We start from the raw sequence: 24,347 nt of genomic DNA, 5'->3' as shown, positions 1-24,347 counted from the left end.
ACCGGCGTCATCGAGGCAAACAGGATCAGCAGATCCGCGGCAGTTGTTCGCCCGAGAGCCAGTCGGCAATGCGCCGGCCGCCGAATTTCGTCTCGATCTGCACGAAGCCGTGCGCGTCCTCGACCACTTCGCCGATGCGCGCCGCCGCCGCGCCCAACGGATGCGCGCGCATGGCTTCGAGCAGTGGCGGCGCGTCGTCGCTTGCGCAGATCGCGACCAGCTTGCCTTCGTTGGCGACATAAAGCGGATCGAGGCCCAGCAGCTCACACGCCGCATCGACTTGCGGCAGCACGGGAATCGCGCGCTCCTGAATGCGCATCCCGACGCCCGACTGGCCGGCGATCTCGTTGAGGGTGGTGGCAAGCCCGCCGCGCGTGGGGTCGCGCAGCACGCGCACACCGGGCGCGACGGCGAGCATGTCCGCCACGAGCGTGTGCAGCGCGGCGCTGTCCGAGCGGATCTCCGTTTCGAAGCCCAGGCCCTCGCGTTGCGACATGATCGCCACGCCATGCTCGCCGATCGTGCCCGAGAGCAGCACGACGTCGCCGGGCCGCGCCTGCGAGCCGTCGATATGAATGCCCGCGGGCACGACGCCGATGCCGGTCGTGGTGATGAACACGCCATCGCCCTTGCCGCGCTCGACGATCTTGGTGTCGCCCGTCACGATCGGCACGCCGCACGCGCGCGACGCCGCGGCCATCGACTCGACGATGCGGCGCAGGTCCGCCAGCGGGAAGCCTTCCTCCAGGATGAAGCTCGCGCTGAGATACGAAGGCCGCGCGCCCGCCATTGCGACGTCGTTGACGGTGCCGTGCACGGAAAGGCTGCCGATATCGCCGCCCGGGAAGAACAGCGGCGAGACAACGTGCGCGTCGGTGGCCATCACCATGCGCTCGCCGGGGCCGGGCGCGAGCGGCGCGAACGCGGCCTGGTCGTTGCCCTGGCGCAGCCACTCGTTATCGAAGGCCGCGACGAACAGTTCGCGGATCAGTTGCGCCGACGCGCGCCCGCCCGCGCCGTGGCCCATGTCGATGCGGCCGTCGCGAAAGTTCAGGGGCCGCACGTAGGCGGGCTTGACCGGAGAGGGTTGGGCTGGGCTCATGCTGCGACGACCGGGATATCCTTGAAACGACCATAAGAGTAGTGCGCGGCGCACGCGCCTTCGCTCGACACCATGCACGAGCCCATGGGATTCTCGGGCGTGCAGACGGTGCCGAACAGCGTGCAGTCGCGCGGGTGCTTGAGACCGCGCAGGATCGTCCCGCACTCGCACTTGCGATGATCGGCGACGGGCCGGTAGGCGAGTTCGTAGCGGCTTTCCGCGTCGTAGCGCGCGTACTTCGGGCGAATGCGCAGCGCGCTCGCCGGGACCTCGCCCAAGCCGCGCCATTCGAATGACTCGCGCGTTTCGAACACGTCCTGCATGAGCGCCTGCGCGGCCGCATTGCCCGTGCGCGTGACGGCGCGCGCGAATTCGTTCTCCACTTCGGCGCGGCCGTCGTTGACCTGGCGCACGAGCATGAGGATCGCCTGCATCACGTCGAGCGGCTCGAAACCGGCGATCACGACCGGCTTGCGATACCCCTGCGCGAAAGCCTCATAAGGCGCGGAGCCGATCACGATGCTCACGTGCGCGGGGCCGACGAAGCCGTCGAGCGGCACCGCGTTCGCGTCGACGGACGGCGCGGCGAGCAGATGCGTGATCGCGGCGGGCGTGAGCACATGGCAGCACAGCACACTGAAGTTCTCCGCGCCGCTCGCCGCCGCCTCGCGCACGACGAGCGCCGTGGGCGGCGTGGTGGTCTCGAAGCCGATGGCGAAAAAAACGACCTCGCGCTCCGGATGCTCGCGTGCGATGCGCAGCGCGTCGCGCGGCGAATACACCATGCGGATGTCCGCACCGCGCGCCTTGGCCCGCTGGAGCGACAGGCCGTCCGAGGCGGGCACGCGCATCGTGTCGCCATAGGTGCACAGGATCACGCCGTGTTCGAGCGCGAGGCGAATCGCCAGATCGATGCGCCCGATCGGCAGCACACAAACCGGGCAGCCTGGACCGTGGATCATCCGCACGTTGTCAGGCAGGAGATCGGCCACGCCGTAGCGGGAGATCGCGTGCGTATGACCGCCGCAGAACTCCATGAAGTGGTAACGGCGCCCGGTCTGCGTCTCCGCCTCGATGCGCCCGGCAATGCGCGCGGCGATTTCGCCGTCGCGGAATTCGTCGACGTATTTCATTGCGCGGCTCCGGGTTGCGCGACGGACGCGTCATGCGCCTCGCCAAGCGACTGGGCGACCTCGCCGAACAGCGCGAGCGTGCGCTCGGCCTCTTCGGGGTCGATCACGCCCAGCGCGAAGCCGACGTGCACGATCACGTAATCGCCTGGGCGCGCGTCGGGCACGAGCGCGAGCGACACCGTCTTGCGCACGCCCCCGAGATCGACGACACCGGTTTCGGCGTCGGACCATTCGATGAGCCGTGCGGGAATGGCTAGGCACATGCGCTGACTCCTCGTGCGGTCGTGGGAAGGGATAACACCTGCGGATCGTTTGCGGCAACCCAGGCCTGGCCGAGCGCCAGGCCCGCGTCGCCGCAGGGCACCGTCTCGGGCATGAGGGTGCGCACCACGCGCGCCGCGAGCGACTCGCGCAGGCGCGCGGTGAGCAGCCGGTTCGCAAAGCAGCCGCCGCCCAACAGCACGGCGCGCCCCTGCGCGGCGTGCGCGGCCCAGTGGGCGAGCGCCTCGGCCAGCGCAAGATGAAAAACGGCCGCGCCGCGCGCGGCTTCGCCCGCGTCCGCGAGCGTCAGCAACTCGGCGAGGAGCGCGCGCAGGTCGAGCTCGCCGTTGTCCGCGACTCGCCACAGGCCCGCCACGGCGGGAGCCTCGTGCGCGACGAGGTAGCCGCTTGCGAGCCGTTCGAGCGCGATGGCCGCCTCGGCTTCGGCGCGCTGGCGCAGGCACACGCCGAGCAGTCCCGCCGCCGCGTCGAACCAGCGACCCGCGCCGGTGCTCGGCGGGCAATTGAGGCCGCGCGCGAGCATGACACCGACCGTGCGCGCGGCGCTCTCGCCCACGGCGGCCGCAAGGCGCGGCTCGATTTCGTCGCTGCGCCCGAGCGCGTGCAAGGCGGCGGCGGCCATGCGCCAGGGCTCGCGCGCCGCGACGTCGCCGCCGGGCAGCGCAAGCGGCATGAGACTGCCGAGGCGCCGCCAGCCGGCGGGCGCCACTTCCAGCAGTTCGCCGCCCCACGCGGCGCCGTCCGTGCCCAGGCCCACACCGTCGAGCGCAAGCCCGACGACGGGCTCGTTCAGCCCGTGCTCGGCCGCCACCGCGCCGATGTGCGCGTGATGATGCTGGACGGCGACGGTCGGCACACCGAGCCGCTCGCCCCATTCGAGCGCGACGCGCGTGCTGTAGAAGTCGGGATGCAGATCGTGCGCGATCGCGCGCACGGGCCGCCCCGCGCGCGCGGCGGTCTCGACGAGCGCGGCCACCGACGCATCGAGCGCCACGCAGTGCGCCGGGTCGTCGAGATCGCCGTGCAGCGGCGACCAGTGCACCTCGCCGCCGATGCACACGCACGCGGCGTTCTTCAGCCACGCGCCCGTGGCGAGCACCGTCTGATCGCCGAGGGCATGCGGCAGATGCTGCACACGCGCCGTCATGCGGCGCCTCCCGAGCGCCGCTGCTGCGCGCGCAGCGCCGCAAGCTCGCTCTCCAGCATGCCGATGCGCTCGGCAATCGGGTCGCGCGCACGCGCGATCCAGTCGAGCCACGCATCGAGGCCTTCGCCGGTCGTGGCCGAAAGCCGGATCACTTCGAGCGACGGATTCACGCGGCGCGCATACGCGATGCACTGCTCGACGTCGAACTGCACATAGGGCAGCAGGTCGATCTTGTTGACGATCATGAGGCGCGCGGCGGCGAACATGTCGGGATACTTGAGGGGCTTGTCCTCGCCCTCCGTCACCGAGAGGATCGCGACCTTCGCCTCTTCGCCGAGGTCCCACAGCGCGGGGCAAACGAGATTGCCGACGTTCTCGATGAACAGCACGCTGCGCGGGGTGTTGGGTGCTTTGGTCGCGACGGGCGCGTGTTCATGTTCGTGCTTGTGGTCATGGTGGTGGCCGTGACCGTGCTCGTGGTGATGGCCATGCTCGTGCTCGTGCTCGTGCTCGTGCTCGTGCTCGTGCTCGTGCTCGTGCTCGTGCTCGTGCTCGTGCTCGTGCTCGTGCGCATGGTCGTGCAGCGGCAGCCGCCCGAAGGCCGCCGTCACCATCGCCGCGTCGAGATGGCAGCCCTTGCCCGTGTTCACCTGGATCGCGGGCGCACCGGCCGCGCGAATGCGCTCGGCGTCGTTCGCCGTCTGCTGGTCGCCCTCGATCACGCCGACGGGAAGGCCCGGCATCCGCTCGCGCAGCGCGGCGATCGAGGCGCACAGCAGCGTCGTTTTCCCCGAGCCGGGGCTCGACACGAGATTGAGCGCACGCACGCCGTGCGCCATGAAGTGCTGCCGGTTGGCGGCGGCATGGCGATTGTTCTCGCCCAGCACGTCCTGCTCCAGCTTGATGGTGCGCCCCTGGTCGAGGCCGGGCACCGTCACGCCCGCGGGCCCGAGACCGTAGTGCAGGTCCTCGCCCGAAGCACCCGAAGCCACCGCTGCGCCCGCTGCACCCGGCTGGGCGTGGAATTGAGAACCGGAGTGGCCGTGCGCCTGCGCGCCCTCGTGCCCCTGAGCGGCGTTTTGCCGATCGCCGGTGCTGTTGCACCCGCATACCACGCACATGTTGCTTCTCCTTGCGCTAATCCGATGATTGTCAGGCATCGTCGACGATCAGGTCGACGATGCGCAGCGCCGTGCCGCCGTTCGGCTGGAGCCAGTAGCCGCCGCAATGCGCGCAGGGCTCACCCCGCGCGGCCAGCGGCACGGTCGCGTTGCAGTTCATGCACCACGCGCTGCCCGCGGGTTCCTCGATCTCGACGCGCGCGCCGGCGAGGCAGGTGCCGGGGGCGATCGCTTCGAGGGCGAAGCGCAGCGCCTCGACCTCGACGCCCGCGAGGCGCCCGACTTCGAGCCTCAGCACCTTCACGCGGACAAAGCGCTCGCGCTCGGCGGCCGCTTCGACCGATGCCAGCACGCCGCCGGCCAGGCTTACTTCATGCATATCGTGGGTCCCGCCCGGTATTCCATGCTTCGTTTCATCGCGCTGCACTCACGCGCCGTCCGTGTCGACCGTATAGGCGATACACGGATCGAACGCGCCCATCCACACGCCGGTGCGCGCGGCCAGCGCGCCGTCATCCGGCGCGGGGTCGAGCCGCGACAAGGCTTGCGCGAGCGTGCCCTGGCGGTGGAAATTCCACTCGGTCGGCGCGACCACGCGGTAGTCCTCGATGCGGATGTCGTCGAACCCGGCATCGTCCGGCGCGAGCCGCACCCAATGAACCAGCACGCCGCGCGCCATCTCGCACCAGCCGATCGCCTCGCCGGGCGCGCAGGTCCGCGCGCCAAAGCGCAGCGCGCCTGCGCCGCCGCTGCCCGCCACCAGCCGGGCCACGTCCGCGACGCGCGCGCCAAGCCGCAGCCAGGGCGTATCGTAGTCCAGCGCGCGCGGATCGTCGCTACGCGTCCACACGCCGGTCTCCGCGGGCAGGCCGTGCTGCAAGGGCGCTTGCGCGAAAGCGGGACTCCCGGCAATCGCCGTGGCCAGTTCGCTCAACCGCGCTTCGTCGATCACGAGCGGCCGCGGCGAGGCACGCGTCGTATCGGCATAGGCGCGGCAGTCCGCCAGCAACCGGGCCGGGAACGTCTCGGCCCGCGCGCTCCAGGCGCTCAGGCAACCGCGCGGATCGTCCGTCCAGTGCGCGAGCCACTGGCGCGCGGGCTTGCCGAGAACATGCCGCTCCACCCATTCGGGCGCGCCTGCCGCTTCGACCGCCGTTCCGACATCAGGCGGCCTATGCGGCGCGGCGGCGGCCAGCCGCACGGGCCAGTCGGTCCAGATGCAGCGCAGATGCACGGCGAGCGTCTCGCGCGTGAGCATCGCGGCATGAGCCGCGTTCGCGTCGTCCTCCCGCTCGTGCTCGACGGAAGCGCCCGCCGCGCCGACCGCAAGTTCCGCGCAGAGCCTGTGCGCGAGTCCGCACAGCGCAAACAGCGCCGAAAGCCGCGACGCGGCGCTTGCCGCCGGTTGCCCGCGCAGCAGCGCGGCGGCGAGCGGCGGACGGCCACCCGCGATGCTGTCCGGCCGACCGGGGCGCACCCGGTACTGCCCGGCCAGCGCAGCCAACGCGGCCGGTGTCGCCGCGCTCATGCAGCGCTCCCGAACGCGCCCGGCCGCAACAGGAACGCGCGACGCGACGCGCGCGGCGCGACGGCCGATGCGTCGTCCTTCCCCTCGCCCTGGCCGCCGCCTTCTGCGCCGCGCAACTGCGCAAGCACGGCCCGCGCGGTCGCGGCGGCACTCTCCTGCCCGGCGAATTCGAACATCGGCGAAAAGAGCGAGCAGCACGCATACGCCCCCACGTCTTGCGCATGCGCGCCGATCCATTCGAAATCGACGTTGCCTACGCGCAAGCACGCTTTGCCGCCTGGGCGCGGACATGGCGCCGAGTCCTGCGTCGCGCCGGGCAGCCAGAGCAGATTCATCGACCACGGCGTGATCAGCACGCCAAGCCATGCGCCTCGCGCCCCGGCTTCGCCCGCCTTCGGCGCGAAGCCGATCGCTTCGACGCGCAACGCGCGATTCACAACCGGCATGTCGCGCATCGCACCGCTTGCGACCGTCTCGAAGTGCGCGACCAGCGCCGCCACCCGTGGATCGCCGTGCGCCGCATCTTGCACTGCATCGCTCACCGCATCTCGCACGACAGCGCGCGCGGTCAAGCCGCGTCCCCCAGCACCATGAACTGGTCCGCCGCGCCGTCGCAAACGGGGCAGCGCCAGTGCGCGGGCAGCGCCGCGAAGGGCACGTGCGGCGGAATCTGCCACACCGGGTCGCCTTGTTCGGGATCGTAGATCCACCAGCAGATCTTGCATTCGAGCCGCGTATGCGCCCCGATGCGGCTGCTGTCGCCGAGATAGCTGCCCTCGAATTGCCTCGTACGCTCGTCCATCGTCACGCCTCGCCCACCCACTCGATCAACTGGGCCAGCCGCTCGCGCGAATCCGCGAGGTCTTCCGGCGCGGCGCGCACGACCTCCGGCAGATCGGTGATCTCGATCGTGTTCAGGATCAGCGTGTCCTGCGAGTTGAAATAGGCCACGCGCCAGCAGTTCGCGATCGCCGTGCTGCCCACGCGGCAATTTCCATAGCCGCGCGAGAGCACCTGCACCGCGCCCTCGCCCAGCACGGCGTCGATCATTTGCTCGTCGCCCGGCGACAACGGCAGGAGCGTCAGATTGAGAACGTGAGGCGCATCGCCGGCACGCCAGCGCGCGACGTGATCGCGCACCTCGCTCAGGATCGAAGGCGCGTTCATCACGCCCGGCGGCAGCAACGCCGGCAAGGGCGCCATCGGCTGCGTGCCCTGCGCGGGCCGCGCGAGAAGCGCCGGAGCCGCGCCGATTTCGAGGCGGTCGGCCCCGCTCGCGCCGCCGGGCTCGACCACGCGCCACAGCCCGGTAAACACGGTCTCCTGGATCAGAACGCTGCCGCGCTGCGCGTCGTCGACGCGCGCGCTGACCTCGCCCTCGCCCAGCACGTCGTTGAGAATGCGCAGCGCCGCCGCGTCGCAGGTCGTGAGATCGACCACTTCGGGCGGCGTGCCGGGTTCGTATGCCGCGAGCACGCGCAATACTTCGCGCAGCACGCCGCGCGCGGCGTCGAGCGAGCGCGCATCGGCGCGCTCAGGCAGCGACGGCGCGACATAGGTGCGCATGCCTTGCGGCATCGGCAGATAGTCGAGCACCGCATCGCCCTCGTCCTGGCTGCCAGGGCCGAACGGCACGACGGGAACGGGAAACGGAATCATGGACATGGTTGGCAATCCCGATGATTGATCGATGTGCAATCGACGCTTAACGACGATTAGTGACAGCCCGCCGAAGCGCCGGCGGCGTGAACGGGAATGCCGACCGAAGGCGCCCGCGTAGTCGGCTGCGCGAGCGCGTGGGCGACGTTGGCCACGTAATCGTCCCAGTCCATCATGCCCGCGAGCGTCGTGACATAGCCGCCGTCGCGCAGCCACAGCAATGCGGGCCAGCGCTGCGAGCCGAAGCGGCGCGCAATCGCGTCCTCGCTTGCGCGCGTCGCCACCGCCGCGCGCAAGGTGCGGCCAAAGCGGGCCGCCGCGAGGCGCGCGAGTTCGGGCAGCACCACGGCCACGTCGAGCGATTCGGGAAAGCGCACCGGGTCGCCCGCGAGCAGCACGACACATTCGCCGCCGTCCGCAAGCCATTCGTCGAGCGTGCGTTCGTCCACGAACACGGCGTGTCCGTCGTCGATCAGCCGCTGCACCACGGGCGCCGCGTCATGCGCGGCGCCGCTCGTATTTGTCATGTCGATTCCTCGGAGGACCGGTGACCGCCGCGCGCCGTTCGCACGCCGCCGGTCAGCCGGATCAGGTCGTCCACGCCGAGCGCGGACGGCAATTCAAAATGCGCGTTCGCGCGGGCCATGGCGGCGTCGCCCGCCAGCGCCCGTTCGACGAGCGAGAGCGTCGCGTCGATTTCCGCCGCGCGCGCCGCGTCGATCTTCTCGCGCGCCGCGTCGAGAAAGACCAGCAGCCATTCACCGGCGCTGCAAGGGCCAACCAGCGAAGTGTCGATGCGGCGGCGCTCGCCGCGCGCGTCGCACCACGCCTGCAAACCCTGCGCCTCGATCACCCGCATCGGCACGCCTATGCACACGACGGCGGCTCCGCGTGGCGCGAGCGCAGCAACACCCGCTCGTCGCCGGTACGGCAGGCATCGGCCTCGCTCGGCCGCTCGCCTTCGTAGCGCGCGAGCGCGAGATGCGGCAGCGTGACCGCCTCGTCGGCGCGCAGCGGCGTGCGGCGCGGCGAGGGCTCGCCGCCCCATGCGGCGAGGCGCTCGACGCCCAGTTCGAGCGCGCGCTCCAGCGACGCCTTCACGGCGGGCCGCAGGCTGCCGCCGTAATCGTCCACTTCGTCGGGCTGGCAGCCGACCAGCAGCACGCGGCGCGGATACCGGCCGGTCAGGCGCGCGAGCATCAGCACCTCCTGAAAGCCGGTCTGGTGCAGGCTCATCTTGCGCACGCCGAGGAACGCCGGTACTTCGTCATCCTCAACGATCTTCAGCGTGCCGGGTGCGAGACCGTAATCGACGGCGTCGAAAATCAGCAGGCTGTCGGCGGCCTGGACGTACTGGACCAGATACAGCCCTTGCGTGCCGCCGTCCATGAGGCTCACGTGCGGGGCGAATTCAAAGCGCTGCTGGAGCGCCTCGATGCAGCGCACGCCAAAGCCTTCGTCGGCCCACAGCACGTTGCCGATGCCGAGCACGACGATGGCGGGCGCGCCGCTTTGCGGGGAAGTCAGCATCGCGGCCTCACTTCTTGAACGTGCGGTAGCCCGAGATCATCGAGCCGACCACGCTTTGGCGGCCCATGATGTCCTCGCGGATCGCCGCATAGACATGCAGGATCACGAAGATCAGGATCGCCCACATGCCGAGGTGATGCCAGGTGTGCACGCCTTGCGACTGGCCGAGCAGCGGACGCACCCAGCCAAACGCGATCTGCTGCCACGACCCCGCCTGCGCGCCTTCGCCGTACAGCGCGAAGCCGGTCACGATCATGAACAGCGAGACCAGCAGAAACACGAAGAACATCGCGAATCGCGACAACGGATTGTGTCCGCTGAACTGGCGCGGCGTGGGCCCGAGGAACGCGTAGTAACGCAGCATCGCGAGCATGTCGAGCCAGTACTCGCGCGTGAACACCGGCACCCAGAACATTTCGCGCGCGTGGTGATTGCCGACAATGGCCCAATACGCGCGGCCCGCGAGTCCGATGGCGAACAGGTAGGCGGCGGTGAAATGCGCGAAGCGGATATAGCCCATCAGAAAATGCGCGCTCGCCTCGCCGGGCTGCGTGGGAAGCGGCGAGCCGATCAGGTAGCCGGTCACCGCCAGCACCACGATCGACGCCGCGTTGATCCAGTGCCAGATGCGCACCGGCGCTTCGTACACGTAAATCGCCTCGGCGGGCGGAACGGTGTCGCGCGCCTCTTCGCGTCGGGAATACGATTGCATCGTCATCATCCTTTCTTGGCCGCCACGGCGCCGGCGAGCGCAGGCGCCGTGGCGGCCTGGTGGAGTTAGCGCACGGTCACGGTGGTCATTTCCGCGCCGTCCTCGCTCATCACGTGCGTCGAGCACGCCATGCAAGGATCGAACGAATGCAGCGAGCGCAGGATCTCGACAGGCTGCTCGGGGTTCGCCATGGGCGTGTTCATGAGGCTCGCCTCGAACGCGCCGATCTGCCCTTTCGCGTCGCGCGGACCGCCGTTCCAGGTGCTCGGCACGACGCACTGGTAATTCTCGATGCGGCCGTCCTTGATCCGGATCCAGTGACCGAGCGCGCCGCGCGGCGCGGCGACCGCGCCCACGCCCTTCGCTTCGGCGGGCCACGTCGAAGGGTCCCACTTGTCGACGTTCGCGGTCGAGGTGTCGCCGTTGCGGATGTTGTCGATGAGGCTTTGCCAATCGTCCGCCATCATCTCGGCGCAATACTCCGCTTCGAGCGCGCGGGCGAGCGTGCGGCCGATGGTGGTCGGCAGCAGTTGCTTCGCGCCAAGCGCGGTTTCCGGCAAGCCGAGCAGCTTCGGCATGTCCTGGTTTACGGCAACCAGCGAGGCGTCGATCTGCTCCTTGATGCGCCCGCAATGCGTATTGCCCTGCTGCGCATGCGCGTAGCCGAGGATGTAGCGCGCCAGCGGCCCGACTTCCATGGCGTGCCCGCGCCAGCGCGGCGACTTGACCCACGAGTATTTGGCGCTCTCGTCGATCGACTCGATGGCGGTGCGCGTGCCCTTCGTGTTGGGCCCGAGTTCGTAATGCGGCTCGGTGATGCCGTCCCACGGATGCAGCCCGCGGTCGTTGTCCGGGTATTGATACCAGGAGTGCGCCACGAACTCCTGCACCTGCTCGGGGTCGCGCGGATCGACCGGCAGGATCGTGTTCCAGTCGCCGTTGAGGATCGCGCCGCCCGGCATCTGGTTGGTGGACGGGTTGTAGTTGACGAGCGGATACGCGCCGTAGTCCATCACGTTGGTCGCGGCGAGGCCGCCGCCGTGCAGCCAGCCGCGCGCCTTGTAGATCGTGCCGATGGCAAGCAGATCGGGCACATAGACGTTGCGGCAGAAGGTGATCGCTTCGTCGATGAGCGACTTGACGAAGTTCAGGCGCTCCATGTTGATCGGCGCACCGGCGGCCAGATCGCCGTCGATGTTGATCGCGCAGGGCACGCCGCCCACGAGATAGTTCGGGTGCGGATTCTTGCCGCCGAAGATCGTGTGGATCTTCACCCACTCCTTTTGCAGGTCGAGCGCTTCGAGGTAGTGCGTCACGGCCATCAGGTTCGCTTCCGGCGGCAGCACGTAGGCGGGGTTGCCCCAGTAGCCGTTCATGAACGGCCCGAGCTGGCCGCTTTCGACGAACTTGCGCAGGCGCGTCTGCACGTCGCGGAAATAGCCCGGCGACGACATCGGATGCGCGGGCGAGATGCGTTGCTGCAATTCGGACGTGAGCTTGGGGTCGGCCTTCAGCGCCGAGACCACATCGACCCAGTCGAGCGCGTGCAGATGGTAGAAGTGCACCACGTGGTCATGCACCTGCAAGGTCTTCGCCATGATTTCGCGGATCAGGTGCGCGTTCGGCGGAATGCGGATGTCGAGCGCGTCCTCGACGGCGCGCACGGAGGCGAGCGCGTGACATCCCGTGCACACGCCGCAGATGCGCTCGACGAACGCCCACGCGTCGCGCGGGTCGCGGCCCTTGAGAATGACTTCGAGTCCGCGCCACATGGTGCCGGTGGAGACGGCGTTGCGGATCACATTGTTCGAATCGACGTTGACCTCCACGCGCATGTGGCCTTCGATGCGCGTGACCGGATCGACGACGATGCGCCGCCCGCTGTTGTCGAGCTGGAACCCCTGGGTGGAAATGGCTGTCATGCTTGTTTTCTTCCTGTGCTGCTTCCTGTACTTGTGGGCGGCGCCCCGGCGCGGGGACGCTGGATGCGGCTATCGGCCGTCGTGGTCCTGCTTCGCGTCCTGCTTCAGGTCCCGCTTCGCGTCGTGGTTCGACCGGGCGCGCTGGATCGCGGAAGCGGCCGCATGCGCCGCCGCGGCGGCGCCCACCACGACGGCCGCGGTGCCGCCGATCCTGTCGGCGTTCGCTTCGACGCCGAACTGGTTGATCTGGGTGAGCCGGTCGTAGAAGGAGCCCTTGTCCCAGAACCCGTCCTCGGAGCAGCCGATGCAGCCGTGGCCCGCCTGAATGGGGAAGCTCGTGCCGCCGTTCCAGCGCACCGTCGAGCAGGCGTTGTAGGTCGTCGGGCCCTTGCAGCCGACCTTGTAGAGGCAGTAGCCGCGCCGTGCCGCTTCGTCGTCCCACGACTCGACGAACTGGCCCGCGTCGAAATGCGGACGGCGGTAGCACTTGTCGTGAATGCGCTGGCTGTAAAACATCTTCGGGCGGCCCTGGCGGTCCAGCTCCGGCATGCGGTCGAAGGTGAGCATGTAGGTGATCACGCCCGTCATCACCTCGGCGATCGGCGGGCAGCCGGGCACCTTGATGATCGGCTTGTCGGTGATGACCTTGTGGATCGGCACCGCCTGCGTCGGGTTGGGCTTCGCCGCCTGCACGCAGCCCCACGACGCGCACGAGCCCCACGAAATCACGGCCTTCGCGTCCTTCGACACGCGGCGCAACTGATCGACGAACGGCTTGCCGCCGATGATGCAGCTCATGCCGTCCTGGTTCAGCGGCGGATTGCCTTCGACCGCGAGGATGTAGTTGCCGCGATACTTCGTCATCACTTCTTCGAGGATCGCCTCGGCCTGGTGCCCCGCGGAGGCCATCAACAGGTCGTCGTAGTCGAGCGAGATCATCGAGAGCACGACGTCTTTCGCCAGCGGGTGCGCCGAGCGGATGAACGACTCCGAGCAGCACGTGCATTCGAGCCCGTGCAGCCAGAGCACCGGCGTGCGCGGCTTGGTCTCCATCGCGTGGGCGATCTTCGGCATGAACGCGGGCCCGAGGCCGAGCGACGTCGCCGTCAGCGAGCAGAATTTGAGGAAGCTGCGGCGCGAGATCCCCTGGCGTCGCATGACTTCATAAAACGTTTCGATCACTGTGTGGTTCCTTGATGGCCTTCGGCCCTGCGACGCCGGCATACGGCGGCGTCTCCGGGCGCCCCCCTGTCGGCGTTTAGCGGTCTCAAAGATCAAGATTCGTGCCAACTGCGTGCACGGGTGCACCAAACCGGCGTCGGAGATGCCGTTGATCTAGATCACAAAAGAAAAAATGCTTCCGCAGACGGTGTGTCACAAGCCGGTCGCGACGCGGCGTTCAGGCCGCGCGGGTAGCTACGACGCAACCATTCGCGCGCCAAAGTGGAAACGTCGTGACCACTTGCGCCGCGCGCGCAATCCGTTGGCGGGCGGCAAGCGCGACCACGTATCGCGCTGAGAAACCCTTCTAATGGCGCGGGCCACAGGCATGGCCCGCAAGGTGGAACGGAGGTTGCTTGATCGAATGCCTTTCGCCGGCGCGCCGTTCACTCAAGACGGCCGGCGACCGATTCGAGCAAGACACGATGGATATTCCGTTGCCTCCCCCCCCGCATCGCCCGCCGTCATTCCCGAAACGCTCCGCCACGCGCGCGAAAATCGGCGTCGTGCTGTCGATGCTTCTCGCGTGCAATCTCGCCGCGTGGTGCTGGGCCATCGCGATGTTCGGCTCGCGGCCCGCGCTGCTCGGCGCGTGCATGCTGGCCTACACGTTCGGCTTGCGTCACGCCGTGGACGCGGACCACATCGCCGCGATCGACAACGTCACGCGCAAGCTGATGCACGACGGCAAGCGGCCCGTGACGATCGGGCTGATGTTCTCGCTGGGGCACTCGACCATCGTGGTGCTCGCCTCGGCGGCGATCGCCGCGGCCGCGTTCGGCCTGCGCGAGCGGCTCGACGCCGTGCGCGACGTCGCGGGCACCATCGGCACCGCCGTTTCGACGATCTTTCTGTTCGCGATCGCGATTTCCAACCTGCTCACGCTGCGCGCCGTGATCCAGTCGTACCGTCGCGCGCGGCGCGGCGGCGCGCACGACGATGCCGCGCCGCATGCGCACGGCCTGCTCGCGCGCGTGCTGCGGCCGCTCACGCGCATCGTCACGAAAAGCTGGCACATGTATGTGCTCGGCGTGCTGTTTGGTCTGGGCTTCGACACCGCGACCGAGATCGGCGTGCTCGGCCTCTCCGCCGCGAGCGCGACGCATGACTTGCCGATCTGGTCGATCATGGTCTTTCCGGCGCTCTTCACGGCCGGCATGACGCTCATCGACACTGCCGACGGCATGCTGATGCTCGGCGTCTACGGCTGGGCGCTGCGCGACCCCGCCCGCAAGCACCGCTACAACGTCGGCGTCACTGCGCTCTCGGCGGCGCTTGCGCTGCTGATTGGCGGGATCGAGGGCATCGGACTGATTGGCGACAAGTTCGCGCTGCGCGGATCGCTCTGGGACGGCGCAGGCGCGCTGGACGCGCACCTGGGCGCAGCCGGGTACGCCATCGTGGCCGTCTTCGCGGGTAGCTGGCTATTCGCCGCCACGGCTCAGCGTCAGCGCCAGCGCCGCAGGGCTCGCGCGGGCGCGCGGGTATGATCGCGGCTCGCCTCACGCCGCCGCCCGAACCCTCGACGCAAGACCGCCTCATGTCAACCGCATTTCCCTCCTCGATATCGGACGACGACCGCGCCGGCGGCGTACTGGGCCTGCAACCCGGACCGGCCGCCGACGCCGGCGCGGCCTGGGTGCTCGGCGCGCACGGCGAGCGCGCGGTGGCGCATGCGAGTCAGGAGCGCCTTGACCGCATCAAGCATTCGAACGCCTACCCGAGCGACGCCACGGCCGCGTGCCGCAGCGCGCTCGGGCTGCCCGAACACGCCCGGCCCGCGCTCGTTGCGCGCGTCGCGGGCGGCGGCGCGACGTTTGCGCCGCCGCACTTCGGCAACGTCGCGCAACTCGACGTCGAACACGCGTTGTGCCATGCGGCGGCCGGATACTACTGCTCGCCGTTCGACGAAGCGGCCATTCTCGTCGTCGACGGCCATCGGCGCGATCAGGGCGCGCGCCACGCGTCGCAAAGCGTCTGGATCGCACGCGACGAGCGGATCGAGGAAGTGGCGCGCAGCACGTCGTGCGGCATCGGCGCGCTCTACGAGGCCGTCACCCAGGCCATCGGCTTCGGCGCGCGCGAAACGGGCAAGACCATGGGCCTCGCGCCCTACGGCGACCCGGCGCGCGCGCCGGTGTTTCGAGGCCGCTTCGAAGGGCTCAATGTCGACTACAGCGACGATTGCGACGCACACGGCTCGCGTCTGCTCCACGCGCCGCCGCTGCCGGACGACGCGGCGCGCGCCGCGCTCGCTTATGCGGCGCAGCGCGAATGCGAGCGCGCCATGCTGCATCTCGCGCGAACGGTGCGCGCGATGACGGGCATGCGCCGCCTGTGCCTCGCGGGCAACGTGTCGCTCAACGGCCGCGCCAACGATCTCGTGTGGCGCGAAGCGGGATTCGACGCCGTGTTCGCCGGGCCGGCCGGCGCGGATTGCGGCACGTCGCTCGGCGCCGCGTTGTGGGGCTGGCACGGCGTGCTCGGCGAGCCGTTCCGGCCCGGGCCGTTCTCGCCCTATGGCGGCAGGCCATACGGCCTCGCCAGCGTGGAGGCGGCGCTCGCGGCCATGCCGCCCCATCTGCGCTACCGCGAAACGCGCGGCACGCCTGCGCAACTCGCCGCGCAAGCGGCAAGACTGCTCGCGGCCGGGCGCTGCGTGGCGCTGCACGCCGGGCGCGCGGAGATGGGGCCGCGCGCCCTCGGCAATCGTTCGCTGTTGATGAGCCCCGAGCACGCCAGCGCGCGCGAGCGCATGAACCTGGACGTGAAGCGCCGCGAAGCGTTCCGCCCGTTCGCGCCCTGCGTGCCGGCCGAAGACGCCGCGCGCTATTTCGAACTCGACCTTCCGAGCCCCTACATGCTGCGCATCTGCGCGGTGAGGCCCGCATGGCGAGCGCGCCTGGCGGCCGTGACGCACGTGGACGGCACGGCGCGGCCACAGACGGTCTCGCAGCAGGACAACCCCGGCTTCCACGCGCTGCTGCGCGCGTTCGAGCGCGAAACGGGCATGGCGGTGCTCCTCAACACGTCGTTCAACGTGGCGGGCGAACCGCTCGTCGAATCTCCGGCCGACGCCCTGCGCGGCTTCGCGCAAAACGACATCGACGCCCTGTTGATCGGCGAGCGCCTGCTCGAAAAAATCTGAGCGGCGGCTGAATCCAGCCGCCGCTCAGCGCGCGCTTATTTTCCGGGCTTGATGACCACGGTGCAGGTGAGCCCGGCGGCCAGGTGCACGTTCTCGGGCACCTTGTCGATATGGATGCGCACCGGCACGCGCTGCGCCAGCCGCACCCAGTTGTAGGTCGGATTGACATCGGCGAGCAGTTCGCGGCTTTGCGGATTATCGCGGTCGTAAATGCCGCTGGAGATGCTTTCGACATGACCTTCGAACCTGGCGCCGCTCATGAGCCGCATTTCGGCCTTCTCGCCGAGTTTCACGCCGGGCAGTTTGGTTTCCTCGAAATAGCCGTAAACCCAGAATGAATTGCTGTCGATCACGGCCAGCTTCGGCTGGCCAAGGATCGCGTAATCGCCCTTCCAGACTTGCAGGTTTGTCACATAACCATCCACCGGGGAAACCACGCGCGTACGTTCCAGGTTGAGCTTCGCCGCATCGAGTTCCGCCACCGCCTGATCGTATTGCGCCTGCGCGCCATTGGCGGCGTGCGAGGCATTCTCGCGGTTTTCCGTGGAGACCACGAGGCTGTCCATGTCGGCGCGCCGCTTCGCGTCGTCGCGGCGCATCTGCAATTCGGCCTTGCGCGAAGCGACATTGGCCTGCGCCTGCTCGACCGCGATGCGGTAGTGCGACGGGTCGATCTGCATGAGCAGGTCGCCCTTGCGAACCCATTGATTGTCGCGCACGGGCAATTCCACCACGGCGCCCGACACGTCCGGCGCGATATTGACCACCTCGGCGCGCACGCGGCCGTCGCGCGTCCACGGCTCGTCCATGTAGTGGACCCACAAGGCACGGCCGCTCGCGATGGCAACGGCAAAAATAATGGCCGTTGCAAAGAAGCCGATGATATTGCGCAATTTCATAATTCTTCGAATCGAGTTCAACGATAGACGACGAGACCCAGCGCGCAGCACACGACGACCAGCAGGCTCACCCGAAAGAGGGAGACGTGCCAGACGAACCGGTAAACGCCGATGCGGGCGAGCGCCGAATCGAGTATCCAGGTGAGCGCCGCGCCGAGAAAAAACAGCAGCACGGCGGTCGGAATGAGGGCTTCAAAAACTGCAATGTCACGAGGCATGAAAAACTCCGGCCGGACGGCAACGGTCCGGCTGAACGCACGCGTGGGCCGCGCACACAAACAGAAACTCGCGGATAGCCGGCATCAGCCACCGTGCGAAGTGGGGCGCGCCACCGGTGCCGCGGGCTGCGCGCCCGCATCGGGCAGCGGGGGGGCCAGCCATGCCGCGGGCATCGGCGGCAAGACGCGTTTCTTTTTGCCGTGCGCGGGAAGCTGCTCCGCCTGCGCAGGATTGCTTGACGAATCGATCGCCCCGCCGCCCAACGCGCCGACCAGCGCCGCGTGCGCGCCCAGGCGCTCGGCCTGAATGCGCACGAGACCCTGCTGCGAGGCCAGCAAGTCCTTCTGCGCGATCACGACGTTCACATAATCGCGCAACCCGCGCCGATAGCTTTCGGTGGCCAGATCGAACGTGCGCTGGGCATTCGCCACCGAGCGATGGCTGTCCTCTTCCTGGGTCGCGAGCGAGCGCATGCGCACCACCTGATCGGCAATCTCCCTGAGCGCGGTCACGATGGTCTGGTTGTACTGATCCACGGCCACGTCGTAAATCGCCGACTGCGCGCCGAGTTGGCCGCGCAGACGCCCGCCGTCGAAAATCGGCAGCGAAACGGCGGGCCCGCCCGTGTAACTGCCGCTCATCGACTTCAGGAACTGAAACAGCGGGCCGGCGGCCGCGTAGCCGCCCATCGACACGAGCAGGTTCACGTTCGGATAGAAGTCGGCCCTGGCCACGTCGATGCCGCGCGCCTGCGCCGCCACGGTCCAGCGCGCCGCGACCACGTCGGGCCGATGCCCGATCAGTTCGGCCGGCAGCGCAGACGGCAGCCCCGCGGGCGCGGCAAGCGAGAGCGCCGGACGCTCGATCGACTCACCGGCGCCCGGCCCCTTGCCCGCAAGCGCGGCCAGGCGGTTCTTGCCAAGCGCAATGTCCTCTTCGACTGCATCGATCTGGCGTTCGTACTCCGGCAGCGGCGTTTCGGCCTCGCTCACTTCGAGCTGCGTGCCAAGCCCTCCCGTAAAGCGTCCCTTTGCGAGCGAAAGCAGCTTCTCCTGCTGCGCCAGCGTCTGTTTCGCGATGTCGAGCAACGCATAGTTCATCGAAAGATCGATATACGCGCGCGTGACATTGATTTCGAGTTCGAGCCGGGCGGCGCGTTCGTCGGCCGCGGTGGCGTGCGCCATGTCGAGCGCGCGCTCGGCGTTGTTGCGGTCCTGGCCCCACAGGTCGAGGTGATAGGAAAGACCGAGCGTCGCCGTGTTGTTCCAGGAATTGGAATCACCGAGCGCGCCCGGGCCGTAATAAATATTGTTGGACCAGTGCTGGCGCTGCACGGACATGTTGCCGTTGATCTGCGGCAGCAAGCCGGCGCGCGCCACGCCCACCATCGAGCGCGCTTCGCGCACGCGCGCCTGGGCGGCCGCGAGCGTCGGGTTATCCGCGATCGAGGCTTCGATCCAGGCATTGAGCTGCGCGTCGTTGTAGCTGCGCCACCAGTCGCTCGCGGGCCACTGGGCGTCGGTGTTGGCGGCGCGAATGGCCGACCCCGCGTCCAGTTCCGATGCTTGCACATGCTTCGCTTGCGGCGCGATTCCCCCGGTACTGGCACAGCCCGCAATGATCAATGAGAACGCAAGAACCGTGAGCGCGGCGAGTCCTCTCGGTACCGGAGACTGCACAATTGACTCCTTCACTTGCCGTTAGTTTGCGACGCGCCATTGTATTTTTTGAACGGCATCGGAATAACCGACAATGCTAGAAGGCATTATTCACGATATAGGCGACAATTCTTTTTTTGAAGCGTGTAACAATCCCGGCGTCAAAAGAAGGATGAGCATGGATACGCTTCAAAACATGCGTGTATTCGTACGCGTGGTCGAGGCCGGCAGTTTCACCGGCGCCGCCCGGCGCCTGAATTCCACCACTGCGTGCGCGTCGCGAGCGGTATCGGATCTGGAAGCGCATCTGCGCACGCGCCTGCTGAACCGCACGACGCGCCGCATGGCGCTCACGGAAGCGGGCAAACGCTACCTGAATTCCTGCGAGCAGATCCTCGCCTACGTCGATCAGGCGGAAGTCGAAGCCACCGACACGCTCCCTCATCCGTCCGGCAAACTCAAGGTCCACGCGATAACGGGCTTTGGCCAGCATTACGTCGTGCCCGCCGTTGGCGCATTCCGGCGGCGCTTTCCCGATGTGAGCGTGGAGCTGACACTCACGCAGCAAACGCCCGATCTGCTCGAAGAGGGCTATGACGTGGCGCTCGTTCTCGCGCCCGCGCAGCCGGCTTCAGGCTACGTATCGCAGCACCTCGCCAGCACGTTCAGCATTGCGTGCGCGTCGCCGCGGTATCTCGAACAGCGCGGCGTGCCGCGCACGCCGGCCGACCTTGCCGCGCACACCTGCCTGCAACTCGTAACGCCCGAGGCCCCGCCCGCGCAATGGCGCTTCAGCGGCCCCTGGGGCGAAGAGACGATCAACCTGAAACAGACGACGTTCCGCGTCAACGTTGCGGATGCCCTGGCCGTCGCGTTGCGCGAAGGCATGGGTGTGGGCCTCCTGCCGATCTACACGGCAATGCGCGGGCTGCGCAGCGGCGAGCTCGCGTGGATATTGCCCGACTACACGTCGCGCGCGCTGGGCGTCTACGCGATCCATCCTTCGCGCAGTTATCCCGACGCGAAGGTGCGGCTGTGGGTGGAGATGTTGCGGGAGCAACTTCCTTCGACACTCATGCAGAATGAGTCTGAATTGCGCCAGTTCTCGCGCCACTAGGATCGCACGGGGCAACGTTCTAGTCGATGCCCGGCGAAACCTCGCACGATACCTGGCAAAGGCCGCCGTCAGCCTCTTCCAGCACGCCCGCCAGGATCACCTCTTCGCAATTCGCCGGACGCAGTCCACGCGTGCAGGGCCGGTACACGATATCGCCCCGCCTGACCCGCATGCCGCTCAAGATGCAATACGTCGAGCGCCGCGCGATGCCGCGCTTCCAGAGTTGCTCGCCATAGTGCCCCGCGGTCGCGTCGCCCCAGCGAACCATGATGGAACAGGCGGAAATGCGATCGACGATGGTGCAGTTGGCCAGATCGGCCGGCCGTCCTCCGGCGCGCGCCGCTGCGGCTCTTTTTGCGAGGCCCCGCCCATTATCGGGGCCGCTCACTGTGTACTTGCCTACGCCGGCATCCGGCGAAGAGATCCGGCCGAGCAGAGCAACGGTGCTTTTCCACACATGCTCATTCGAGTTGTCCAATTTTCACCTCCGAACCGTTCAGCAAAACGATTCAGATCAATGGGCGGGCCATACCATGCGTTTCCAGCACCGACTTGCTCGCAGCGATTCGCAGAAGCAAACGCTCAGCTACCGAAATAGATATTGCAGAACGACACCGGACCGACACAGTCGTCCTTTTTGTCTTCACGGCGATCGTGGTCAACGCGGCCAAACTTGTGCGCCGCCGGCGCCGCTTCATTCTGCGTGGCGGTTTCGGTGGCGGCGGACGGCTGGGCATGGTTTCCCTGTGCATACGCAGCGGTGGCGAAAAGCGACATGGCGACCAAGAGACAAGGCATAACTTTCACGACTAAACTCCTCACGCGCAGCGTAACGTGCTGCTGTGCCGCGAACTATAGTTTGCCGCCCCGCCCTGATTAAGTGCTGGCAATGGAAGAGTTCCTTCCATGCGCCCCGCTGGCGAACTGCGCGAATTGCGCCTGCTCTCAAGGCAATCGTAATGCTGGAAATGGAAATGCTGTATTGACCGATTTCGTATTACCGACGTCTTCTTTTAATAGTCAGTGAATACGGCATCGATATATCGATTGACCGACCGCCCGGTAAAATAACGCCTTCCATTTCCACCCTTTCACTCTCCCTTCTACGCGGCGCGCCGCTGCCAGGATTCACCCCGGATTCTGGAACAGTCTGCTCCAGACGACGCTATTGATCTTTTCCGCAGCCCCTAGATTCAGCCGAGCGCCGGCTCGCGGCCCTATTGACTGCGCCATCGCATATTCGCGCATCCGTTGCCAAACAGGCTTCCATGACGCGCCATTGCCTCGCAACGGCATAGCCCACGAGTGCCGATTAGTCGTGAAATGGAATAAAAGAAATCTTGACACTCGCACACACTGAAGCGAAATCATCGGCAGAATGCGCATGCGAGGTTCGCTCGCGTCCTGCGTCAAGAATTCACACCCATCAAGCAAAGGTCCATTACCACACTGCGGCTATATGTAGCAGAAGTGAGCCCGTACCATTGCGTTCGTCTGGACAAGAAGGAAATCAATCATGGGTTCGCGATTTCCTTTTCAATTCACTGTCAACGAACTGAATTCCATTTTTGTCGTTCTTCATGACTGATCGCCACGAGCGAGCTCGACAGGATCGATCGACAAAAGGCCTGCGGGAAGAAACAGCTCACGCGGCCATTACGGCAAACCACTTCCGCATCAACCACAGCGGGTGAGAATCTTGGCACAAATGAATCGAGAAGCACTATCGGGACAGGAACATTCTGGCCGCTCGCTACCAGGATCCGGCAATGACCACGCCAGGGTCGATGTCCTCTTCATCGGCGGCGGCATCATGAGCGCGACGCTCGGCGTCCTGCTCCACGAACTCGAACCCCAGTGGTCGATGATGATGGCCGAGCGGCTCGACAGCGTCGCCGCGGAGAGTTCGAACGGCTGGAACAACGCGGGCACCGGGCACACCGCGCTCGCCGAACTCAACTACACGCCGCAAACGTCGAGCGGCGCCATCGACATCACGAAGGCCGTGCGCATCAACGAGGACTTTCAGGTCTCGCGGCAGTTCTGGGCCTGGGGTGTCAGCCGCGGAATCCTGAAGCAGCCGCGCTCGTTCATCAACACGACGCCGCACATGAGTTTCGTCTGGGGCGACGAGAACACTCGTTTCCTGAAAAATCGCTACGCTGCCTTGCAGACCAATGCGCTTTTTCAGGGCATGAAATATTCGGAATCGCACGACGAGATCGCGCAGTGGGTTCCGCTCATGATGGAAGGCCGCGAGCCCCGCCAGAAGGTTGCCGCAACGTGGGCGCCGCAAGGCACCGACGTGAACTTCGGCGAAGTCACACGTCAATACGTGCGCTACCTGAGCAGTCAGTCCAACTTCGATCTGCTCCTGAACAGCAACGTTCAGAAGATCTCGCGCAATGACGACGGCACGTGGCGCGTGACGCTGGAAGATACGCAGTCGCGCGTGCAGACCCGCCAGATCGATGCCCGCTTCGTTTTCGTGGGCGCAGGCGGCGGCTCCCTGCCGCTGTTGCAGGAATCCGGCATTCCCGAGGCGAAAGAGTACGGCGGCTTTCCGGTGGGCGGTTCGTTCCTCGTCGCGGACAGCAGCGAGATCACGGCCCGCCATTTCGCCAAGGCATACGGCAAGGCTTCTGTCGGTTCGCCGCCCATGTCGGTGCCGCACCTGGACACGCGCATTCTCGACGGCAAGAAGGCCATTCTGTTCGGACCGTTCGCCACGTTCTCGACCAAGTTCCTGAAAAGCGGTTCGTACAGCGACCTGCTCGCCAGCACGAAGATCACCAACATCGTGCCGATGGTGCGCGTGGGGCTTTCCGAGTTCTCGCTGATCAAGTATCTGGCCGGTCAACTGACGCTCTCCGACGCCAACCGCCTCCAGGCATTGCAGGAATATCTTCCGCTTGCCCGCCAGGAAGACTGGCGACTCTGGCAAGCCGGTCAGCGCGTGCAGATCATCAAGCGCGACAAGACGAGGGGCGGCGTGCTCAAGCTTGGCACCGAAATCGTCTGCTCGCAGGACGGCAGCATTGCGGGCCTGCTGGGCGCCTCCCCCGGCGCGTCGACGGCGGCCCCCATCATGCTGAACCTGCTGGAAAGGGCGTTTCAGAGCAAGTTCCGCACGTCCGCGTGGCAGGCGACGATCCGCAAGATCATTCCGGGTTTCGGCACGCAGCTTTCGTCGAATCCGGACAAGGCGCGCGAGTCGTTGAAAACGACGAGCGAAATCCTGCAACTGAGCTTGCCGGCGGACCGTGCCGCGACCGAGCCCGACATGCCCGAGGCCCGCGCTGTCTACGCGAATGCGAATGCGCGCAGCAGACGTGTCGAACTGGCGCACTGAACGCCTCCATTGAGGAGCCTCCCCTCTTCAGAGCCTGAACAGATTTGCATATGACCACCGCGAATCCCTCTGCATACGTCATTCAAGGTATCACCAGCAAGGGCAAGACATTCCGGCCCAGTGACTGGTCCGAGCGCCTGGCCGGCGCCTTGTCTTGCTTCGGGCCGCGGGCGCGCGGCGTCAGGCGGGAAAACCTGCACATCGGCTATTCGCCCTATGTGTGCCCGATGATTATCGGCAACCTGAAGTGTGTCGTGCTCGACGCCCGGATGCGCGAGGTCGCGCCCTACGCCTTCGACTTCGTGCTGAAGTTCGCCCGGGACAATGATCTCGTGGTGCAACGCAAGGGGTAGGCGACTCGCGCCGCGCTGCCGTGCCGGATTGTCACGGCGGCGCGCGGCGCACAGATGTTCCGGTCTTTCCGGCTTCTCAGAGAGACCGCATTAATCAGGTTGCTCCGCAGTCCTGACGTTTTCAACTTTGAAGTCGATTTTTCGCTGCAAGGGGTCTAGCATGGCAGAAGCCACAAAAAAACCGAGGCCGGAATACCGGAACATCGGGCTTGGGCAGATATTGTTCGCGTACCGCCTGCCTCTG

At 67.1% G+C, this 24,347-nt stretch carries 26 protein-coding genes and 1 pseudogene; 6 read left to right on the top strand and 21 right to left on the bottom strand.

Annotated elements, in window-relative coordinates; translation table 11 throughout:
* Nucleotides 1-25: 25 nt before the first annotated feature.
* The 16 genes from hypE to C7401_RS11445 all read right to left on the bottom strand — a co-directional run bounded on the left by hypE (nucleotide 26) and on the right by C7401_RS11445 (nucleotide 13,315).
* Nucleotides 26-1,102, bottom strand: a complete 1,077-nt coding sequence (gene hypE / locus C7401_RS11520) for a hydrogenase expression/formation protein HypE (protein ID WP_112171513.1) — start codon at nucleotides 1,100-1,102, stop codon at nucleotides 26-28.
* A complete protein-coding gene (hypD, locus tag C7401_RS11515) occupies nucleotides 1,099-2,235 on the bottom strand; it encodes a hydrogenase formation protein HypD (RefSeq protein WP_112171512.1) in 1,137 nt (378 codons plus the stop codon). Before hypD ends, hypE begins: the two co-directional genes overlap by 4 nt.
* Nucleotides 2,232-2,498, bottom strand: a complete 267-nt coding sequence (locus tag C7401_RS11510; RefSeq protein ID WP_112171511.1) for a HypC/HybG/HupF family hydrogenase formation chaperone — start codon at nucleotides 2,496-2,498, stop codon at nucleotides 2,232-2,234. The genes hypD and C7401_RS11510 overlap by 4 nt, the downstream gene beginning before the upstream one ends.
* A complete protein-coding gene (locus tag C7401_RS11505; protein ID WP_112171510.1) occupies nucleotides 2,489-3,664 on the bottom strand; it encodes a Kae1-like domain-containing protein in 1,176 nt (391 codons plus the stop codon). The genes C7401_RS11510 and C7401_RS11505 overlap by 10 nt, the downstream gene beginning before the upstream one ends.
* Nucleotides 3,661-4,785 (bottom strand): hydrogenase nickel incorporation protein HypB, encoded by a 1,125-nt coding sequence (gene hypB / locus C7401_RS11500; RefSeq protein WP_258396991.1) that lies wholly within the window; start codon nucleotides 4,783-4,785, stop codon nucleotides 3,661-3,663. The genes C7401_RS11505 and hypB overlap by 4 nt, the downstream gene beginning before the upstream one ends.
* A 31-nt stretch (nucleotides 4,786-4,816) precedes the next feature.
* Entirely contained in the window at nucleotides 4,817-5,164 is a 348-nt protein-coding gene (locus C7401_RS11495) for a hydrogenase maturation nickel metallochaperone HypA/HybF (protein WP_112171509.1), read from the bottom strand.
* Nucleotides 5,165-5,212: 48 nt separating this feature from the next.
* Nucleotides 5,213-6,313, bottom strand: a complete 1,101-nt coding sequence (locus C7401_RS11490) for a hydrogenase maturation factor HoxV/HupK (protein ID WP_112171508.1) — start codon at nucleotides 6,311-6,313, stop codon at nucleotides 5,213-5,215.
* Complete coding sequence (gene hybE / locus C7401_RS11485) at nucleotides 6,310-6,855, bottom strand: [NiFe]-hydrogenase assembly chaperone HybE (protein WP_258396990.1); 546 nt, start codon at nucleotides 6,853-6,855, stop codon at nucleotides 6,310-6,312. The genes C7401_RS11490 and hybE overlap by 4 nt, the downstream gene beginning before the upstream one ends.
* Before the next feature lie 26 nt (nucleotides 6,856-6,881).
* Nucleotides 6,882-7,115, bottom strand: coding sequence for a rubredoxin (locus tag C7401_RS11480; RefSeq protein WP_112171506.1), 234 nt, complete (start codon nucleotides 7,113-7,115; stop codon nucleotides 6,882-6,884).
* A gap of 2 nt (nucleotides 7,116-7,117) precedes the next feature.
* Nucleotides 7,118-7,978, bottom strand: coding sequence for a hydrogenase expression/formation protein (locus tag C7401_RS11475; protein ID WP_112171505.1), 861 nt, complete (start codon nucleotides 7,976-7,978; stop codon nucleotides 7,118-7,120).
* Between the two features lie 50 nt (nucleotides 7,979-8,028).
* Nucleotides 8,029-8,499, bottom strand: a complete 471-nt coding sequence (locus C7401_RS11470; protein ID WP_112171504.1) for a thioredoxin domain-containing protein — start codon at nucleotides 8,497-8,499, stop codon at nucleotides 8,029-8,031.
* Nucleotides 8,496-8,831: a HypC/HybG/HupF family hydrogenase formation chaperone gene (locus tag C7401_RS11465; protein WP_220092814.1), complete on the bottom strand. Its 336-nt coding sequence runs from the start codon at nucleotides 8,829-8,831 to the stop codon at nucleotides 8,496-8,498. The genes C7401_RS11470 and C7401_RS11465 overlap by 4 nt, the downstream gene beginning before the upstream one ends.
* Nucleotides 8,832-8,839: 8 nt before the next feature.
* The gene (locus C7401_RS11460; RefSeq protein WP_112171502.1) at nucleotides 8,840-9,502 is read right to left on the bottom strand and encodes a HyaD/HybD family hydrogenase maturation endopeptidase; all 663 of its coding nucleotides are present in this window, start codon (nucleotides 9,500-9,502) and stop codon (nucleotides 8,840-8,842) included.
* A 7-nt stretch (nucleotides 9,503-9,509) separates the two neighbouring features.
* Nucleotides 9,510-10,220 (bottom strand): Ni/Fe-hydrogenase, b-type cytochrome subunit, encoded by a 711-nt coding sequence (gene cybH / locus C7401_RS11455; RefSeq protein ID WP_112171501.1) that lies wholly within the window; start codon nucleotides 10,218-10,220, stop codon nucleotides 9,510-9,512.
* Between the two features lie 59 nt (nucleotides 10,221-10,279).
* Complete coding sequence (locus C7401_RS11450; RefSeq protein WP_112171500.1) at nucleotides 10,280-12,136, bottom strand: nickel-dependent hydrogenase large subunit; 1,857 nt, start codon at nucleotides 12,134-12,136, stop codon at nucleotides 10,280-10,282.
* Between the two features lie 69 nt (nucleotides 12,137-12,205).
* Entirely contained in the window at nucleotides 12,206-13,315 is a 1,110-nt protein-coding gene (locus C7401_RS11445; protein WP_146757917.1) for a hydrogenase small subunit, read from the bottom strand.
* 467 nt (nucleotides 13,316-13,782) lie between these two features.
* Between C7401_RS11445 and C7401_RS11440 the strand changes: the two genes are divergently transcribed.
* Together C7401_RS11440 and C7401_RS11435 are read left to right on the top strand one after the other, a co-directional pair.
* A complete protein-coding gene (locus C7401_RS11440; RefSeq protein WP_112171822.1) occupies nucleotides 13,783-14,847 on the top strand; it encodes a HoxN/HupN/NixA family nickel/cobalt transporter in 1,065 nt (354 codons plus the stop codon).
* 50 nt (nucleotides 14,848-14,897) lie between these two features.
* The gene (locus C7401_RS11435) at nucleotides 14,898-16,505 is read left to right on the top strand and encodes a carbamoyltransferase C-terminal domain-containing protein (protein WP_112171821.1); all 1,608 of its coding nucleotides are present in this window, start codon (nucleotides 14,898-14,900) and stop codon (nucleotides 16,503-16,505) included.
* Between the two features lie 35 nt (nucleotides 16,506-16,540).
* On the opposite strand, the gene C7401_RS11430 is transcribed toward C7401_RS11435, so the two are convergent.
* The 3 genes from C7401_RS11430 to C7401_RS11420 all read right to left on the bottom strand — a co-directional run bounded on the left by C7401_RS11430 (nucleotide 16,541) and on the right by C7401_RS11420 (nucleotide 19,302).
* Nucleotides 16,541-17,404, bottom strand: a complete 864-nt coding sequence (locus tag C7401_RS11430) for an efflux RND transporter periplasmic adaptor subunit (RefSeq protein ID WP_112171498.1) — start codon at nucleotides 17,402-17,404, stop codon at nucleotides 16,541-16,543.
* Nucleotides 17,405-17,421: 17 nt separating this feature from the next.
* On the bottom strand, nucleotides 17,422-17,622 hold the full coding sequence (locus tag C7401_RS11425; RefSeq protein WP_112171497.1) for a DUF1656 domain-containing protein: 201 nt from the start codon (nucleotides 17,620-17,622) through the stop codon (nucleotides 17,422-17,424).
* Nucleotides 17,623-17,706: 84 nt separating this feature from the next.
* Nucleotides 17,707-19,302, bottom strand: coding sequence for an efflux transporter outer membrane subunit (locus C7401_RS11420; protein ID WP_112171496.1), 1,596 nt, complete (start codon nucleotides 19,300-19,302; stop codon nucleotides 17,707-17,709).
* A 157-nt stretch (nucleotides 19,303-19,459) separates the two neighbouring features.
* On the opposite strand from C7401_RS11420, the gene C7401_RS11415 reads away from it, so the two are divergent.
* Nucleotides 19,460-20,398 carry a LysR family transcriptional regulator gene (locus tag C7401_RS11415; RefSeq protein ID WP_112171495.1) on the top strand — a complete coding sequence of 313 codons (939 nt, stop codon included), beginning with the start codon at nucleotides 19,460-19,462 and terminating at the stop codon, nucleotides 20,396-20,398.
* A 19-nt stretch (nucleotides 20,399-20,417) separates the two neighbouring features.
* Here the strand turns inward: C7401_RS11415 and C7401_RS11410 are convergent, their stop codons facing one another.
* Entirely contained in the window at nucleotides 20,418-20,876 is a 459-nt protein-coding gene (locus C7401_RS11410) for a DUF3331 domain-containing protein (protein ID WP_112171494.1), read from the bottom strand.
* A 104-nt stretch (nucleotides 20,877-20,980) separates the two neighbouring features.
* On the bottom strand, nucleotides 20,981-21,196 hold the full coding sequence (locus C7401_RS11405) for a hypothetical protein (protein WP_112171493.1): 216 nt from the start codon (nucleotides 21,194-21,196) through the stop codon (nucleotides 20,981-20,983).
* A 901-nt stretch (nucleotides 21,197-22,097) separates the two neighbouring features.
* Between C7401_RS11405 and mqo the strand changes: the two genes are divergently transcribed.
* The 3 genes and pseudogenes from mqo to C7401_RS45535 form a co-directional block, all read left to right on the top strand.
* Entirely contained in the window at nucleotides 22,098-23,750 is a 1,653-nt protein-coding gene (gene mqo / locus C7401_RS11400) for a malate dehydrogenase (quinone) (RefSeq protein WP_373864435.1), read from the top strand.
* A 50-nt stretch (nucleotides 23,751-23,800) separates the two neighbouring features.
* Nucleotides 23,801-24,103: a DUF3579 domain-containing protein gene (locus C7401_RS11395; protein WP_112171491.1), complete on the top strand. Its 303-nt coding sequence runs from the start codon at nucleotides 23,801-23,803 to the stop codon at nucleotides 24,101-24,103.
* Nucleotides 24,104-24,263: 160 nt separating this feature from the next.
* Nucleotides 24,264-24,347, top strand: a pseudogene (locus C7401_RS45535) (succinate dehydrogenase, cytochrome b556 subunit); the annotation flags it as partial.

The sequence above is a fragment of the Paraburkholderia unamae genome, from assembly GCF_003268775.1.
Classification (GTDB): domain Bacteria; phylum Pseudomonadota; class Gammaproteobacteria; order Burkholderiales; family Burkholderiaceae; genus Paraburkholderia; species Paraburkholderia unamae.
This window is presented reverse-complemented; position numbering and strand designations above follow the sequence as displayed.

Bases quoted from the DNA above. Each gene is read 5' to 3' on its own strand.
- hypE (WP_112171513.1), bottom strand. From the start codon at position 1,102: ATGAGCCCAGCCCAACCCTCTCCGGTCAAGCCCGCCTACGTGCGGCCC.
- C7401_RS11450 (WP_112171500.1), bottom strand. From the start codon at position 12,136: ATGACAGCCATTTCCACCCAGGGGTTCCAGCTCGACAACAGCGGGCGG.
- C7401_RS11505 (WP_112171510.1), bottom strand. From the start codon at position 3,664: ATGACGGCGCGTGTGCAGCATCTGCCGCATGCCCTCGGCGATCAGACG.
- C7401_RS11430 (WP_112171498.1), bottom strand. From the start codon at position 17,404: ATGAAATTGCGCAATATCATCGGCTTCTTTGCAACGGCCATTATTTTT.
- C7401_RS11415 (WP_112171495.1), top strand. From the start codon at position 19,460: ATGGATACGCTTCAAAACATGCGTGTATTCGTACGCGTGGTCGAGGCC.
- C7401_RS11490 (WP_112171508.1), bottom strand. From the start codon at position 6,313: ATGAGCGCGGCGACACCGGCCGCGTTGGCTGCGCTGGCCGGGCAGTAC.
- C7401_RS11475 (WP_112171505.1), bottom strand. From the start codon at position 7,978: ATGTCCATGATTCCGTTTCCCGTTCCCGTCGTGCCGTTCGGCCCTGGC.
- C7401_RS11405 (WP_112171493.1), bottom strand. From the start codon at position 21,196: ATGCCTTGTCTCTTGGTCGCCATGTCGCTTTTCGCCACCGCTGCGTAT.
- C7401_RS11465 (WP_220092814.1), bottom strand. From the start codon at position 8,831: ATGCGGGTGATCGAGGCGCAGGGTTTGCAGGCGTGGTGCGACGCGCGC.
- C7401_RS11495 (WP_112171509.1), bottom strand. From the start codon at position 5,164: ATGCATGAAGTAAGCCTGGCCGGCGGCGTGCTGGCATCGGTCGAAGCG.
- C7401_RS11395 (WP_112171491.1), top strand. From the start codon at position 23,801: ATGACCACCGCGAATCCCTCTGCATACGTCATTCAAGGTATCACCAGC.
- C7401_RS11460 (WP_112171502.1), bottom strand. From the start codon at position 9,502: ATGCTGACTTCCCCGCAAAGCGGCGCGCCCGCCATCGTCGTGCTCGGC.
- C7401_RS11510 (WP_112171511.1), bottom strand. From the start codon at position 2,498: ATGTGCCTAGCCATTCCCGCACGGCTCATCGAATGGTCCGACGCCGAA.
- C7401_RS11425 (WP_112171497.1), bottom strand. From the start codon at position 17,622: ATGCCTCGTGACATTGCAGTTTTTGAAGCCCTCATTCCGACCGCCGTG.
- hypD (WP_112171512.1), bottom strand. From the start codon at position 2,235: ATGAAATACGTCGACGAATTCCGCGACGGCGAAATCGCCGCGCGCATT.
- hypB (WP_258396991.1), bottom strand. From the start codon at position 4,785: ATGTGCGTGGTATGCGGGTGCAACAGCACCGGCGATCGGCAAAACGCC.
- C7401_RS11480 (WP_112171506.1), bottom strand. From the start codon at position 7,115: ATGGACGAGCGTACGAGGCAATTCGAGGGCAGCTATCTCGGCGACAGC.
- C7401_RS11440 (WP_112171822.1), top strand. From the start codon at position 13,783: ATGGATATTCCGTTGCCTCCCCCCCCGCATCGCCCGCCGTCATTCCCG.
- C7401_RS11470 (WP_112171504.1), bottom strand. From the start codon at position 8,499: ATGACAAATACGAGCGGCGCCGCGCATGACGCGGCGCCCGTGGTGCAG.
- C7401_RS11435 (WP_112171821.1), top strand. From the start codon at position 14,898: ATGTCAACCGCATTTCCCTCCTCGATATCGGACGACGACCGCGCCGGC.
- cybH (WP_112171501.1), bottom strand. From the start codon at position 10,220: ATGACGATGCAATCGTATTCCCGACGCGAAGAGGCGCGCGACACCGTT.